The sequence below is a fragment of the Psychrobacter sp. JB385 genome (assembly GCF_900163785.1).
Taxonomy (GTDB): domain Bacteria; phylum Pseudomonadota; class Gammaproteobacteria; order Pseudomonadales; family Moraxellaceae; genus Psychrobacter.
Map to the genome: position 1 here is coordinate 309779 of NZ_FUKN01000001.1, position 16168 is coordinate 325946.

Sequence of the window (16168 nt, forward strand, 5' to 3'; positions counted from 1 at the left end):
TTGGCCACTATCTGTTCTTTTGTAGATATTAAGCTTTATAGAAGATGGGCTTTATAAATACTTAGTTAACGCGAGTTTGGTAGTCGCCAGTACGGGTATCAACACGCACCACTTCGCCTTGTTGCACAAACAATGGTACACGTACCACAGCACCAGTTTCTAACTTAGCAGGTTTACCGCCACCGCCTGAGGTATCACCGCGTACACCAGGATCGGTTTCAGTGATTTGTAGCTCAACAAAGTTAGGCGGTGTGACTGACAAAGGCGCGCCATTAAACAACGTAATGGTGCATAAAGCATTACTGTTCTCTTTTAGCCATTGCGGGGCATCGCCGATTGCGCTTTTATCCGCTTGGATTTGCTCAAAGCTTTCAGGGTGCATAAAATGCCAAAACTCACCATCGTTATATAGATAGTTCATTTCCGTATCCATCACATCAGCAGCTTCTAAGCTGTCACCTGATTTAAACGTTTGCTCCAACACTTTACCACTACGAAGATTACGCAACTTGACGCGGTTAAAGGCTTGGCCTTTACCAGGTTTGACAAACTCGTTTTCAAGAATGGCGCACGGATTGCCATCGAGCATAACTTTTAGACCAGCTTTAAATTCATTAGTAGAAAAACTTGCCACAAGAGACTCCTAGGGGTTGTAAATATGATGATAAGTAGCGCTTACTGTACAAAAAGCTGCTGTTACGCCAAGTGCTTAAAGGGTAACGGGTATACTTTGATAGGGTACACCTTAAGGGCGTATAATACCGCCTTTTAGGCACAGATAGTAGGCTGTCATGATAAACCATTTAATCACACAAAAAAACTGGCAAACGCAATTATCCGAAGCCATTACTTCCATAGACGAGCTATTGCATATTTTAAAGCTCGAGTCATTACGTGCAGATGTCTATGTGCCTAAGCATTTTGAGCTGCGCGTGCCACGTGATTTTGTCGCAAAAATGACTGTGGGTGATCGCAATGACCCTTTATTAAAACAAGTATTGCCAGACAAGCAGGAGCAAATCCAAGTAACAGGCTATGTGGCTGACCCATTAAGTGAAAATACACAAAACCCAGTCAAAGGTATGCTCCACAAATACCAGTCTAGGGTGTTATTGACCATTACGGGTGCTTGTGCCATTCATTGCCGCTATTGCTTTCGCCAACATTTTGACTATAGTGCCAATATGCCCACAGCGGATGCAAAAGAAAACATCGTTAACTATATCACGGCGCATCCTGACATTAATGAGGTAATCTTGAGTGGTGGAGATCCATTAAACGTCACAAACAGGCGTTTGTTCGCTTGGTTAGATACGCTAGAGTCCATACCGCAATTGACTACCATTCGGCTACATACTCGCTTACCGTTGGTGATTCCAGCTCGCCTAGATGAAGCATTACTAGAGAGACTGTCTCAAAGTCGCTGCCATATTGTGATGGTGATTCATTGTAACCATGCCAATGAAATTGATGCATTCACCTCAGCGCAGCTACAACGTGCTCGTAGCGCGGGAATCACGTTATTGAATCAAGCTGTCTTGCTGGCAGGGATTAATGATAGTCTCGACGTACAAAAAAAATTAAGTCAACGTTTGTTTTCTGCAGGTGTTTTGCCTTATTATCTGCATGTATTAGACAAAGTTGCTGGCGCGGCTCATTTTGATAGTGATGAGCAGACGGCAGTTGAGCTTTACTGGTCGCTATTAGCAGCGCTGCCAGGTTATCTGGTACCAAAACTGGTCAGAGAGCTACCAAATAGACGTTTTAAGGTGCCAATTGATATTTACAGTAAATCGTAATATAAACACGGTAGTTTATGAAAAAACGCATAAAAAAATAATGATTGTGGTAGCGTAGGAGAGTCGTTGTTTTCTAATGCATTTTCTATATTAACTATCAGTTTTATGAAGGTTGGCTGGCAAATATTTTTGATGGTTTTAACATAGGATGTTTGGGGACTGGTCAGATATAGATACTCATTTTAGCCAGCCAAAATCAGCTTGGTTTTTGAACAGTAAAATAGTGTTAGGCATTGGATGACATGCAGATGTTGTCTGCGCTCCTATTGAGGTTTGATTAAAATCTGTCTTATTTTGTGGAAAAAATAAGGCCATACCCTAGTTCTTAGGAATACCGATGATAACTTTGTCAACGTTTCAAGAATATCTGTCTTCTAAAAAGTCCCTTTCTCAAGCGCAGCCACCTTCTATGAGTCGATCGGCCAATGGTCAAGAGCACTATTTGCTCAAACTATTGGCAACCTTGCCTTCTCAAACGCCTGAACAGCAAGCAGAACAGCTAGAAAAGATACTCACCGTATTACGTGAGGTCAATATCAAGGAGCAGCAACGTCTCAAACTGTTAGCGCAAGTGATAGATGCCTCAGATCAACTCGTTGCCACGTTAAGACAACACTATATTTATGAGACTGGCGCGCTAAATGACGTGCAGTTGTCTCATATGGCTCAGGTAAAGTCGTTATATTATCTCATTATTATGGCTTACGACAGAGTGATACATTATAAGCAGACATTGCTACAAAGCCGGAAAAAGCCTCCGAGCAAAGTCTGGAAACGCTATTTCAAAGTGAGTAATGATTCGTCGGTACTACTGGCTACGGCAATTTATCAGACGTTGTTAATGTACCAAAAATTACTGAGCGAAGAGGTCACTTGTTATCAAAAACCATCGCCTTACTTGTGGTACAAAATCAATCGGTTATATGCTCTTGCTCATCAGCGGCACGTGTTGACTGTCAATCATATTGAAACTACAAGTAGCCTACGAGCCAGTAATATACACCAATTGTATTGTCAAATTTGTCTTCACAGTTTATTGAATCTGCGTGCCATGCAACGCCAGACCGTTTTACTTGTCCAGCGCCTATTGCCTGAATGGAGCAAATATATTGTTGCCACGATAGAGCCAAAAACTGAGACACGAGTATTCGTTGATTTAGATAGTGACAAACCGCCCGCTTATTTGACGGCCAACTCTGATATCAACCCGTATGAAGATCATCATCATTGCTTGTTTATAGAGCTTGGCCCATTGCTCGCGTATTTTGAAGCACGTGTACAGTCTTTAATTGTAGAGGATAGTGAAGGCGCTGAATGCTATTTGTTAAACAAACTATCGATGACAATGAGGTATCGATATCTGCAAACACCGCTCACACCAGCGACCAAACATGCTATCAAACAAGAGGTGGTACTAATCACAGGCTTTAATAATATTCATTATCGCGTGAGTGGTTCACAAAGTTTTGCCAACTTGATTGCTGTGAATGATTTGCCAGAGGAGCAGCGACCCCGCTATGAGACAGGCAAGCACAAGCGGGGCGGCGATGAAACTGTTATCCATGAGATTTTAAGTAATAGTGACACGGCTTTATTTCGCAGATTGCAATTGGTATCCCCATCAGATCATTCGCAGGCGACGAATACAGAAACCATATTAAATAAAGACACCATATCAAACGATAGTAAAGCTGTGATGGATAGTGACATTGCTCTGACCAAAGCATTACTCAATCAAGAAGGCCCTGATCTAAGCGTTGTTCACCAGAAATTGACGACAACAGCCCCTTTATTAGTATCTACTCTGAGTCTTTTTTTAATCTGCCGTCCTGACATAAGCGAGTCGACTGATTGGTCGATAGGAGTGGCACAATGGTTGCATCTTGAGGATAAAAACCCAGAGGTTGAGTGGCAAGTGCTTGGGCATGCAGTGGTAGCTTGCGGTGTACGTTTGGAAGGTCGAGACAATCGCAGTCAACACTTTGTACCAGCGTTTATCCTTGGTGGGGATGAACGGCTGCAAACGGCAGCTACGCTAATAGTGCCAACTGCCTATTTCCAGTCAAATGATAGAGTAACGATGCGTATCAACAATAAACAAACGCCTCTACGCTTGGAAAAAAGAGTATTATTCACGGATGAATTTAGCCAGTATGAGATAGTAAAAATATGACTGGCTTCTTTTACTATAAAAATAGAGACCCGGATATGTATAGAAACTATGACCTATATTTTTTAAATAGTTTGACTAAACAATGCAGCGGGTAAGTTAACCTGCAACCCATTAGATTATTGTCTATAATGACGATAATGATCACCCTAATCTATGCGATACCTTTGGCTCATGAGCCTGACATTTTGACTTGAACAAAAAAAATATCAGAATCACAAAAGCCGCTAAGCCCATTCTTGATAGTACGCTCTATATGATTGTATTTTTGGAAAAGGTGTATGGTATCTAATGTCCGATATGAAAATAACATCACAAGATTCAAAAGGCTTCTTTATGCGCACTCAATCCATCTTAAATCTATTAGTCATCGATGATGACCAGCTTTATGCTGAACGCCTCGTCAGTTTACTGGAGGGGTATTATGACACCGTAAATTTGGGGTTTTTGGATGACAAAGAGGAGTTTTTGAAGGCGTTGCGGCAGCCTTGGGACACTTTGGTATTCGGTAAGGCTTACGATATGAGCTTTACCGATGCGGTAGGCATCATTCAAGAGCAAGGCGTGGATCTGCCCATGATTTGTCTACTGACCGAAGAGATGTCAGCGACAGCCAATAACGAGCAAGGTTTGCCTAGTATTATCAGTGGCATCATGGTGAAGGCGCTGCGAGCTGATCAAGAAATGGCCGTAGTGATGTCTATTTGTTTGCAGCACGACAATTTACGCAGTCGCCGCGAACTCAAAAATTTACGGCATGTCATCTCTGAAGCGGAGCAACGCGCCAATGTATTGATTAAAAACTCTAAAAGTGCGGTTGCTTATATCGATCAAGGGGTTCATATTTTCGCTAACGACCCTTATCTTCAGCTTTTCGGCTTTAACTCAATGAGCGAGGCCATCGGTGTGCCCATTATTGATTTGATTGCAGGCGGCAATAACGTTAAAGGTTTTAAGCAATTCTTACGTCAATTTGATAAAGGCAGTCGACAAGAAGTAGAGTTTAATTTTGAAAGTATACGTACAGATGGTAGCACCTTTGAAGCAAAGTTGCAGCTCGCGGCAGCGACTTTGGAGGGAGAGCCTGTGACTCAGGTTATCATCCAACAAAACCACAGTAATAGTGCAGAAGTGGCTAAGCGTTTAGCGGCAGCTGAACGTCAGGACAGCTTGACTGGGATTGATAACCGTCGCGGTTTTGAAGAGCAAATAGAAATCGTATACCAGCAGGCGCAGCAAGGATTACTGACCGCAGCGCTATTATATGTGCAGCTGGATAATGTCGGTAAAATTAGTAGCAGTTTGGGTCTGCAAGGTATCGATGCAACCGTCAAACAGGTGGCTTATACCTTAGATGAGATGGTATCAGATGGATATGTGAGTCGTTTTAGCGATACCGCTTTTACTATATTGGTAGAGAATAAAACAACGTCAGAGTTAGAAAAGCTGGCAGAAAATATCGGTTCTCGAATTGGTGGTATGTTGATTGAAGTAGATAAGCGTACGATCAGTACTACCGTCAGTATTGGTATTACCAAAATAGAAAGAAATACCGCAGAACCTGCTGTCTTACTAGAACGCGCGATACATGCCATTAGCCAAATCATGATAGAAACCTCCAATCATGGTGGTAAGTATCATCTGTACGATCCAAGTGAGCATGCCAACAGTGATGATCATGCCCTTGCCGAATCGTTGATTGATGCCATTGCCAACAATCGCTTTGAGCTGTCGTTCCAGCCGATATACGACATTAATCATGATCGCAGCGACTTTTTTGAAGTATACCTACGTCTGCCATTAGCAGATGCAGACAATACAGTATTGACCCCTGATCAATTTATGGCTGTTGCCAAATCGCACAACTTGCTCGAAAAAATAGATCGATGGGTATTGATCAATGCTTGCAAAAAAATCAATGATATTCGTAAAGTCAGTCCTCAAGCCAGATTGCTTATACAATTGACCAATGCCTCTTTAGTCGATAAAAAGTTACCGGATATTGTAAGTCAACTTATAAAAGCAGTAGGTGGTGCCTCTGGCATGCTGACCATACAGTTTGGTGAAAACGATATTTCAGACCATTTGACCTTAGCAAAACATCAATTTATCGCTCTAAATCAAATGGGTTGTCAGATTGGCATCAATAATTTTGGTTCTTCTGCCAAATCGGTAGAAATTATCAGCTTTGTGCAGCCTGATATGGTACGTTTGGCTCATAACTATGTAGAGGGTATTGAATCAGCAGAAAACCTAGAAGCGGTCAAATCTCTTATCAGTCGTACCAATGAAGCTAAGGTCGATGTACTCATGCCTTATATTGAAGACGCAGCGACGATGTCTGTCGCATGGAGTGTCGGTGCACGCTATCTACAAGGCTACTACTTAGAAGAGCCAAGCACCACGATCAAGCTTGCGAGCTAATAGTTTTTATGGCCGTATGGTCTTAGATTAGCGTTGTCTATAGACATTTTTTATTGATATGAATGCCTAGAGACAGTGCTATTTGTTTATAGGCTGCTATGGTCGACTTGATGCTTTATATTTATTCTAACGTTGCAGCTGATAGTATCTAGTATCTATCGTAGCTGACACTCATCACCCAAAGATTGTTAAAAATGCCTATCTCTAGTAAATGTTACATAAGCGGTCTTTTTTCTGCCATTTTATTACTGACTGCCTGTGATCATACCCCGCCTGACCATCGCGCCCCTGTCACGTTATCTGTGTATACCAAAGGCGATGCTCATAAAGGGGCCACCATTTATAAAGAAGCTTGTGGCCAATGTCATCAGCTCAATGCGGGTCTCAACAAAAAAGGTCCGCAGCTGATGAATATATACGGCGCGCCAGCTGCTCAACTAAAAGACTATACTTACAGCGAAGGGTTGGCGCAGTCAGGTTGGGTATGGAATGCAGAAACACTAGATCCCTATATTGCCGACGCCCAAAAAGCAATGCCAAATTCAAAAATGCTCTCAGATCCTATGCCAGATATCAAAGAGCGTACTGATTTGATCGCGTATTTATCGACGCTTCGTGCCGCAGAACCAGTAGAAGACAGTAAAAACAATCCCTGATTTACCATACTATCCCTATAAAAATGAGCCAGTACATTACTATGACCCATTCAGAGACCGACTATCTTCACAACCAGCAGAAAATTGCACAGATGATGATACAGTTAAACCAAATTGTATTGGATAAGCCGCAAGCGGTCAAACTGGCGCTCAGCGGCATATTGGCAGGTGGGCACATACTATTGCAAGACTTGCCAGGTATGGGAAAGACGACTCTGGCGCAAGGGTTGGCGCAACTGTTGGGATTGAGTTTTAGTCGAGTGCAGTTCACCAACGATATGTTGCCAGCAGATATTTTAGGGATGAGTATCTACGATCAAAGTAAGCAAAAATTCGAGTTTCGACCAGGGCCTATTTTTACGCAACTGTTGCTTGCGGATGAAGTCAATCGCTCTAGTCCAAAAACACAAAGCGCACTGTTAGAGGCAATGGAGGAGCGGCAAGTCACGCAAGACGGGCAAACTTATTTCTTACCGCAGCCATTTTTTGTGATTGCAACGCAAAACCCTTTACAGCAAGCAGGCGTGTACCCTTTACCAGAGTCGCAGCTTGATCGGTTTTTGTTGTGCTTATCACTGGGGTATCCTTCTCCTACAGCAGAGCGCGAGCTATTAAAAGGTCAGGATCGCCGTGAGCTGTTAAAAGATTTGGCTGCTATGCTTGATACAGAGACTGTAATATTGGCTCAGCAAGGGGTCAAACAAGTTTATGTTGCTGATGTGGTTTTAGACTATCTACAGCGTTTGGTGGCAAAAACTCGAGCAAGCCAAGAGTATCATGGGTTATCCCCACGCGGAGTCTTGTCGTTACAGCGCGCCGCTCAAGCCCATGCGTATGTCTCTGGTCATATGGAGATAACACCTGAAGACATTCAAGCAGTATTCGCCGCAGTCACTGATCATCGTTTGGGTCAGCGTTTTATACCAGCTCATGTCACAGGTGGTGGACAAGCGCCCTTGACTATCGCTCAACGCATCTTGGCAGAAGTGCCTGTTGTTGTCTAAAACGCTATTTAGCAAAAATGCTTATTTAAAATGCTTGCTACATGCTCGTAACTCTTTTAATTCTATGATGAGGATAGGGCAACTATGCGTCTTTTGCCAAAAGCCTTAACGGCTCCTATCAGGTCGATATTACGCCGTTGGTTTGACGCGCGGGCACCCAAAAGTGACAGCGCAACGCTCAACTTGCGTAATATCTATATCTTTTTCAGCCGTGAAGGGTTGTTGTTTGCAGTCTTATTGATCATCACCTTTATTGCTGGTATCAACTATGGCAATAATTTGGTACTAGGACTCTGCTTTTATCTTGTCAGCATTTGGCTGATCAGTTTTCATGTGACGTTTGCTCATATCTCAGGATTAAAAGTGGTGCTGTCAGAAGTGACGATGACCCAAGCGGGTACGCCTGCTTGGGTCACATTGCAACTGCGTAGTGATAGTAGGCAACCAAGAAGACAGCTCTTATTTGGTTTTGAGCAATCCGATAAAAAAACCATAAAATCTTTGGATAAAAAAAGCCAAAATAACCACGAGGACCAGCATTCTGTACTAGTCACTCAGCTTCAAGGCGAGCAAACCATTCGTCTGCCTGTTCAGACCGATGCTCGCGGTATGCTTGAACTGCCACGATTGACCATCAAAACCGTATATCCACTAGGTATCATGCGCGCATGGTCTTATGTGTATTTTGCCCGCACCGCTTGGGTGTATCCGAAGCCAGAGGTGTTTGATTGGCAAACGTACTATTCAGAGGCAAGCCTAGAAGACTTGCCAACAGGTGGGCAATATCGACAAGGTCAAGATGAGTTTGAGCGTCTCGATAACTACCGAGAAGGCGAGTCGCTTGCGCGCGTGTCTTGGGGGCATGTTGCGCGCGGTCAAGGTATGTTTACCAAGCACTTTTCTGATCCTGTCGGTCATGAGCAAACCTTGGACTATATGGATATGCCAGCTGCACACCATGAACAAAAGCTGTCACAGCTGGCCTATGGCGCGATGGCACTGGGTCAATTGGGCGTGCCATTTAGAATGCGCTTACCCCATGATGCGCCCTCGGTAACTCCGCTTGGTGAAGGCAATAATTTTGCGCAAACGTGCTTACTCAGATTGGCGAAAGCACCATGACAAATTCTCAGCCCCTAACTAAGCGCTCCGTGGTTCACCCATCTACTGATAGCGCAAACGCTGCCAGTTTTGAGCATTTGGCCGTAGGTCGGCATATCGTTACTCAAAGTAATCTTGTCGATAGCAATAGATGGTACCGCAAACTATTGGCGTTACCAGCCTATTATTGGGTACTACTGGCTCAGATAATCGTGGTGTTGCCTCATGCCGCACACTTGCCGTTGTGGCTAATAGGCTTTGCCATCGTTAGTATTGTGGCTCAGTTGCCAAGAGTGAAGGGACGATTTAAGGAGAGACGCCATCTAAAGCGGATCTACCAAGGCATGCAAATGCTGGGTTTCTTGCTGGGATTGGCAGGGTTGTGGCTGACTTACAATACTGCATTTGGACTGGATATGGGGGTGGCATTTTTAGTGCTGTGCCTAGTCAGTAAGCTTTGGGAGTTATATAAGCGCCGCGATGCCTATGTATTATTGAACCTGTCCTTGTTTGTCCTTGCTGCGCTGTTTTTGATGGATCAAGGGTTGGTAACAACGCTAGAAGTGGTTATTGGCGTGATTGTCGTGTTATTGGCATTCATTGCGCTCAATGATGATGGTAATACTCGCGGTGACGGTCGTCTGCGTACGCTTGGCGTCTTGGGTATTGGGGCATTGCCATTGTTGGTTGTGCTGTTTTTATTTTTTCCGCGGCTGCCACCTTTGTGGTCAGTGCAGCTATCAAGTGGACAGGCGACCACTGGCGTGTCTGACAGTATGTCGCCGGGTGATTTTGCCAGTTTAGGACAATCCACTGAACTCGCTTTTCGAGTAGAGTTTGCGGATAGTCGTCCACCGCAGCAAGCGCTGTATTGGCGAGGATTGGTGTTTAGTGATTTTGATGGGGTTACGTGGCGTCCAAGCTTAGAGCAAAGGCAATGGCGAGCGTCACCGCAAATGCCAACTTGGATTGAAAATGCCTTTGCCACTGTGCCCGAAACCGCAAAACAGTCACCGATAAATTATACGGTGGTTTTAGAGCCTACTCAGCAAAACTGGCTATTCGGGCTTGATTATCCCTTTACTCAGCGGCAAGACGTCAGTGTGACATCAAATTTTACCTTACGAAAGGATGAGCCCGTCACTCAGCAGCTACGTTATGAGGCTTTACAGTTCACGCCAATGCAGATCGATCCTATTTTGCCTGATGAGCTGCGGCAACTCAATCTTGCCTTGCCAGCTGAGGGGAATCCCAAAGCGCGTGCATTGGCTAAGCAGTTGCTTGCACAGTCGGGGTCAGATCCTATTCGTTATATGAATGCTATCGAGCGCTGGATCAATCAAACCGAATTTCGCTATACGCTATCACCGCCCCGATTGAATAATGATCGCATTGATGAGTTTTTATTTGACACTAAAGCAGGGTTTTGTGAGCATTATTCCTCAAGTTTTACCTTCATGTTGCGAGCAGCAGGTATCCCAGCGCGTGTGGTGGCGGGCTATCAGGGTGGCGAGCTGAGCCGCGGTGGTAATGTCTGGGAAGTACGCCAAAAAGATGCTCACGCGTGGACTGAAGTCTGGCTTGAAGACCAAGGTTGGGTAAGGGTTGATCCGACAAGCTTTGTCGCGCCTGAACGCGTAGAGCAGGGGATGAATGCGATCACAGAGTCACGCGGCGCGGCAATGTTTGGTGATGGCGCTGGTGCTCAAATCAGTTATCAGCAATATCAGATGTTACAAGCCTTACGGCGTTTATCGGATCAGGCCAGTTACTATTGGCAAAAAGACGTGGTGGGTTATGATCAAGATAAGCAAGCCAATTCGCTATTAAAATGGTTCAATATTCGCTCAGTCATGGGGCAGATTATTTGGTTGGCAACCAGCGCTATTATAGTGATGGTGGTTTTGATACTACTGATTTGGCAGCGCCGCCGTAGACGCTGGCATCCAGCAGACAGGCCATTGGCACAGCTCTCCAAGCGTTTGAGCAAACGCGATCAGTTGCTGGCACGAGCAGAGGATGAAGGGATGCTGTCTTGGCTTGATCGTGTAGCGGTAACGATGGATGGTCAACAGAAGCAGACACATTCTCAGAGTGACACTGAGCGCCATCATCAGCCGACAAATAAAGCGCATACAGACACGCTACAAACCAAAATCACGTCCATTAAACAGGATTATCGACAGCTGCGCTATGGGCGATTGAGTACAGTGGATCATCGTGATGCTGAATACCAACACACACTGGCGCAGTTAAAAAAGAACGTGCGAGAATTGCTTTAACGGTTTGACAATAAAAGAGGTGTGACATGACAATATATGTGGACTTTGTATGTATAGAGTTTAGAGGCCATAAATGGTGTCATATGCTGGCCGATTCTTTACAAGAATTGCATGAGTTTGCAGCATTGATTGACGTGGATAAGCGTCTGTTTCATCGTAACGCCAGCTATCCTCATTATGATGTGACGGTACAAATGCGAGAAACCGCCATCGAGTACGGCGCGCAGCCTGCCGATAGAAGAAAAATCATTGAATGCGCAAAGAAGCTAAAAATAGAATTACATAGTCATGCAACTTAATGGCGTTTTAAGCCAAATGTACTGCTAAATAATCTACGAGCAGTCTGATTTTTGGTGATAGATGACGGTTGTGCGGATAAATGGCCCAGATATTTTCTTCAGGCTCTCTATAACCGTCCAATATACTGACCAGCTCGCCTGATGCTAAGTATTTTTGTACATAATAGTCAGGCAATTGCACAAGACCTAAATTTTTTAACGCTGCATCTACCAAGCCATGACCGCTGTTGTAGTGCACAGTTCCTGTCACCTGTAGATTTTTTTCTTGGCCTTTTTCAACAAAATGCCAATGGTCGCGTGTACCCAAGAGACAATTATGCTGACCCAGATCCTTTAATGCGCGTGGCACACCATATTGGTTAAGATAAGCAGGGGTGGCGCAAACAAAGTTGGTACGACGACTGAGTTTTTTTGCCATCATCATCGAATCGCTTAATTTGCCAATCCGAATAGCCAAATCATAACCGCCCTCAACCAAGTCTATTTTTTGATTGCTCAAAAAAGCCGTCACTTCGATATCAGGATACTGCACCATAAAATCATTGAGTAGCGGGACTATTTGTTGTTCGCCATAAGTCATAGGGGCAGTCAGTTTGACTCGGCCTTGAGGTTTGGATTGTAAGCTACTGACCGCTTGCTCCGCCGCATCTAAGCCATCGAGTACACCGCGGCAATGCTGATAAAACACACGCCCTTCTTCTGAGAGAGAAACCTTGCGCGTCGTGCGATACAGCAGTTTGATATTTAGTCGCTTCTCCAAAGCACTGATCTGTCGGCTGACTTGCGCGGTGGATATTCCAAGCTCTTTTGCCGCGCGCGTAAAGCTTTCGTACTCTGCAACATAAACAAATTCGCTAATACCATCCCAGCGCATGATTATTACCCGTGTGTAAAAGATATTTGCAAATATAGCATATTGTTATCATTACAGAAAAAACTATAATGGTCATCACTATGGTAAAGAAAACAAATCCATCGTCTCGCGGCTTGCCTACACTGGGTGAGCAAGATAAGCTAGTGGAATGGTCATTTGAACATAAAATCGATACATTGATAGTTAAAAGCGATGATAATCACAGGTGACTGATACAAATGTTACGTGCTTGCTGCTCATCTAGAGGCAGCGCAACATGCATTCCAATCGCCCTTAAAGTAAATCGGCTATTCCCCATAACAACAATCCATTAAAAAGAGAATATGCATATGTCAGATAAATTTATCAAATCTAAAGCCGCCATTGCATGGGGGCCAAAGCAGCCATTGTCTATTGAAGAAGTGGATGTCATGCTACCCAAAAAAGGCGAAGTGTTGGTCAAAATTGTGGCGAGTGGCGTTTGCCATACCGACGCTTTTACCTTATCTGGTGAAGATCCAGAAGGCGTTTTTCCAGCAATTTTAGGTCACGAAGGTGGCGGCATTGTTGAGCAAATCGGCGAAGGCGTGACCAGCGTTCAAGTGGGCGACCACGTTATTCCTTTATACACAGCAGAATGCGGCGTTTGTAAAATGTGTCGTTCAGGTAAAACCAACCTGTGCTCCGCAGTGCGCGAAACCCAAGGCAAAGGTCTCATGCCAGACGGTACCACGCGTTTTTATAAAGATGGTGAGCCAATTTACCATTACATGGGCTGCTCAACTTTCTCTGAATATACCGTTTTACCAGAGATTTCTTTGGCCAAAGTCAACAAAGAAGCCCCGCTAGAAGAGGTTTGCTTGCTTGGTTGCGGTGTGACCACAGGTATGGGTGCGGTCATGAATACGGCCAAAGTCGAAGAGGGTGCAACGGTGGCTATCTTCGGTCTGGGCGGTATTGGACTGTCAGCCATCATTGGTGCTGAGATGGCAAAAGCCAGCCGTATCATTGCTATTGATATTAATGAAAGCAAGTTTGAGCTGGCCAAAAAACTGGGCGCAACAGACTGCATCAATCCCAAGGACTACGACAAGCCAATTCAAGAAGTCATCGTTGAATTAACCGATGGCGGTGTTGATTATTCTTTCGAATGTATCGGTAACGTCGATGTCATGCGCTCAGCGCTTGAGTGCTGTCACAAAGGATGGGGTGAGTCGGTCATTATCGGTGTGGCAGGTGCGGGACAAGAAATCTCTACTCGTCCGTTCCAGTTGGTTACCGGTCGCGTCTGGAGAGGCTCTGCATTTGGCGGCGTGAAAGGTCGTTCAGAATTGCCCGGCTATGTTGAGCGTTATTTGGCAGGTGAAATCCCACTGCAAGATTTTATCACGCATACCATGCCATTAGAAGGTATCAATGATGCGTTTGACTTGATGCACAAAGGCGAAAGCATTCGTTCTGTGGTTCATTTTTCAGAGTGAAATATAGCTGACATATTAGAACCATACATTAAAAATGCTACGCCAATAGTGGGGTAGCATTTTTTTTGAACGGTATTTTTTTGAAAGATATTTTGAACGACTTTTTTAACACTTAGAAAATTGCTAGGCTAAAATAACGTTAATATAGCCAGTCCCATATAATATAGATACGTCGATTGACACGCATTACTGGAACAAGTTTTCCTTGCTTGCTGTGCCTTCGCAGACAGAGGCGACGAAAAATTTATCTCAGTAGCGCTGTATTTATTTTATAGTGGATTGACTATAACAATCAAATAAGTAGACCAATTAATCATGCTTTGCACTAATAATTTTGTCAGTTAACGTTATCAGATCTGATGCCACAAAATTAGGCTCTGGCACATTGGCTGCTGGCAGCATGGCATTATGTGGTCTGGTAACAAAGGCGGAATGACAACCTGCTGCTTGCGCGCCGATGGTATCCCAAAGATGACAGGCGACCAGACACAAATCGGATAAGTCCACTGCCAACGTATCGGCAACCAATTGATAGGTTTCAGGTGCAGGCTTGAACTTGCTGACGGCTTCAACACTAAAATGATGCTCAAAAAAATCGCTCAACCCTGCTTTTTCTAGTGGCGTGGGTGACGCGCTGCTCGGAGAGTTGGTTAAAGTCACCAATCGAAATCCAGCCTCACGTAAGCGAGTGAGTGCTGGTATCGCATCAGCATGAGCAGGCATGTTGCTCATACGCTCTTTGAATTCAGCAATATCGCTTTCTGTCAGCGTTATCTGATAAATACCAGCAATCATACGTAATGCGCCAACCCCAAGCTCGTTAAAAGGCGTGTAAAGACCAGACAACGTCATGGTTTGTGAATACAGCACCAATTGTGCGAACCATTCTCTAAAAATAGCTTGATCATCAAAAAGACGAGTGAATAAAGGGGTCAGAGTAGTGATGTCGAGCAGTGTCTCGTTAACATCGAATACAAGAATATTTGGACTGTGAGTCGAAGACATAAACAAGCCTTTTTATTTGAAACAATGGATTAGTCAGACATAGTAGCCAATTGCTCTAAAATACTGACGTAATTATTAACGCCTTGAGCACCGCTAACCAGATGACGCTCATTAAAGATAATCGCTGGCACGCTTTGAATGCCTTGCTGTTGCCAATGCTGCTCTTCTGCGCGCACTTCTTTGGCAAAAAACTGACCTTCTAACACTGCCAGTGCCTCACTACGATCAAGTCCTGTTTCTGCTGCAATGTCAGCAAGTACATTGATATCAGAGATATTTCTATTATGAGTAAAATGCGCCTCAAACAGTGCCTGTTTTAACTCGTGCATACGTCCTTGCTGATCGGCCCAATGCAAAAGCTGATGCAGGTTAAATGTATTGTGCATGCGCGTGTCGTCATTGAAATCAAACTCAAAGCCAACTTCTCTTCCAGCTGCTGTCATTCTCTCGCGGCTGGCGTCAGACTCTTCTTTAGTAGAGCCATACTTTTCAATAATATGCTCACGTAGATTTTGCCCCTCGCTTGGCATGTTTGAATTAAGCTCAAACGGATGCCAGTGAATGCTATAAGCGGTATTTGTTTGTTTTAGGGCTTCTGCCAGCTGGCGATAGCCAATGACGCACCAAGGGCAGACAACATCTGAGACGATGTCTATACGTAAGGGTTTTTCTGACGGTTTCATAATGCCTCACAGGATTTGTTTTTTATTCTATTTTAGATGGGTATTTTATCGTTACTTTAAACAGTCATCGTTTGATGCTTGAAGTGAGATAAAAACTATAACTCATACTAGGAGAATGTGAGAGCGATTGCAATGTAGGCTAAGTGACGACTTCAGTTACCTACTGTAACTTTGGTAACGAGTCCAATGGTAAGACCACTTAGTTAAGTATGAGTAGTGATTGCATTCAAATTTTAAGAGTCACGCATTTTGGTTATTTGGTTATAAGGTACCGTGAATCAAATAATGTATGGTCAAATTAAAAACGAAGATGTAAGCCTCTGAAGGTGATTCTGGATTAAAAACTACACTCTAATGACTACAAAGTCAGAACAAAATAACTCGTCTGTTCAGTCATAATAAATTCATTAA

Annotated in this window: 13 protein-coding genes; 9 read left to right on the forward strand and 4 right to left on the reverse strand. The window is 44.0% G+C overall.

All coding sequences use genetic code 11. The features are described 5' to 3' along the window. Positions 1 to 61: 61 nt before the first annotated feature. Complete coding sequence (gene efp / locus CZ794_RS01345; RefSeq protein ID WP_062845283.1) at positions 62 to 634, reverse strand: elongation factor P; 573 nt, start codon at positions 632 to 634, stop codon at positions 62 to 64. Positions 635 to 791: 157 nt separating this feature from the next. Between efp and epmB the strand changes: the two genes are divergently transcribed. From epmB to CZ794_RS01385, 8 genes are all read left to right on the forward strand, one after another. Further along, positions 792 to 1799 (forward strand): EF-P beta-lysylation protein EpmB, encoded by a 1008-nt coding sequence (gene epmB, locus CZ794_RS01350; protein ID WP_087039840.1) that lies wholly within the window; start codon positions 792 to 794, stop codon positions 1797 to 1799. Between the two features lie 337 nt (positions 1800 to 2136). Further along, a complete protein-coding gene (locus CZ794_RS01355; RefSeq protein WP_087039841.1) occupies positions 2137 to 3972 on the forward strand; it encodes a hypothetical protein in 1836 nt (611 codons plus the stop codon). A gap of 333 nt (positions 3973 to 4305) precedes the next feature. Further along, positions 4306 to 6393: an EAL domain-containing protein gene (locus tag CZ794_RS01360; protein ID WP_087039842.1), complete on the forward strand. Its 2088-nt coding sequence runs from the start codon at positions 4306 to 4308 to the stop codon at positions 6391 to 6393. A gap of 194 nt (positions 6394 to 6587) precedes the next feature. Further along, entirely contained in the window at positions 6588 to 7049 is a 462-nt protein-coding gene (locus CZ794_RS01365) for a cytochrome c family protein (protein WP_087039843.1), read from the forward strand. 41 nt (positions 7050 to 7090) lie between these two features. Beyond that, on the forward strand, positions 7091 to 8053 hold the full coding sequence (locus CZ794_RS01370; protein ID WP_143515685.1) for a MoxR family ATPase: 963 nt from the start codon (positions 7091 to 7093) through the stop codon (positions 8051 to 8053). Positions 8054 to 8137: 84 nt separating this feature from the next. Beyond that, a complete protein-coding gene (locus tag CZ794_RS01375; protein WP_087039845.1) occupies positions 8138 to 9175 on the forward strand; it encodes a DUF58 domain-containing protein in 1038 nt (345 codons plus the stop codon). Continuing rightward, positions 9172 to 11436 (forward strand): DUF3488 and transglutaminase-like domain-containing protein, encoded by a 2265-nt coding sequence (locus CZ794_RS01380; RefSeq protein WP_087039846.1) that lies wholly within the window; start codon positions 9172 to 9174, stop codon positions 11434 to 11436. The genes CZ794_RS01375 and CZ794_RS01380 overlap by 4 nt, the downstream gene beginning before the upstream one ends. 26 nt (positions 11437 to 11462) lie before the next feature. Continuing rightward, positions 11463 to 11735 carry a DUF4031 domain-containing protein gene (locus CZ794_RS01385; RefSeq protein WP_087039847.1) on the forward strand — a complete coding sequence of 91 codons (273 nt, stop codon included), beginning with the start codon at positions 11463 to 11465 and terminating at the stop codon, positions 11733 to 11735. Between the two features lie 7 nt (positions 11736 to 11742). Here the strand turns inward: CZ794_RS01385 and CZ794_RS01390 are convergent, their stop codons facing one another. After that, positions 11743 to 12609: a LysR family transcriptional regulator gene (locus CZ794_RS01390; RefSeq protein WP_087039848.1), complete on the reverse strand. Its 867-nt coding sequence runs from the start codon at positions 12607 to 12609 to the stop codon at positions 11743 to 11745. 329 nt (positions 12610 to 12938) lie between these two features. Here CZ794_RS01390 and CZ794_RS01395 point away from each other — a divergent pair, with 329 nt between their 5' ends. Further along, entirely contained in the window at positions 12939 to 14069 is a 1131-nt protein-coding gene (locus tag CZ794_RS01395) for an S-(hydroxymethyl)glutathione dehydrogenase/class III alcohol dehydrogenase (protein ID WP_087039849.1), read from the forward strand. A gap of 309 nt (positions 14070 to 14378) precedes the next feature. On the opposite strand, the gene CZ794_RS01400 is transcribed toward CZ794_RS01395, so the two are convergent. Then, positions 14379 to 15074, reverse strand: a complete 696-nt coding sequence (locus CZ794_RS01400; protein WP_087039850.1) for a haloacid dehalogenase type II — start codon at positions 15072 to 15074, stop codon at positions 14379 to 14381. A 29-nt stretch (positions 15075 to 15103) separates the two neighbouring features. Then, the gene (locus tag CZ794_RS01405; protein WP_087039851.1) at positions 15104 to 15757 is read right to left on the reverse strand and encodes a DsbA family protein; all 654 of its coding nucleotides are present in this window, start codon (positions 15755 to 15757) and stop codon (positions 15104 to 15106) included. Between the last annotated feature and the right edge of the window lie 411 nt (positions 15758 to 16168).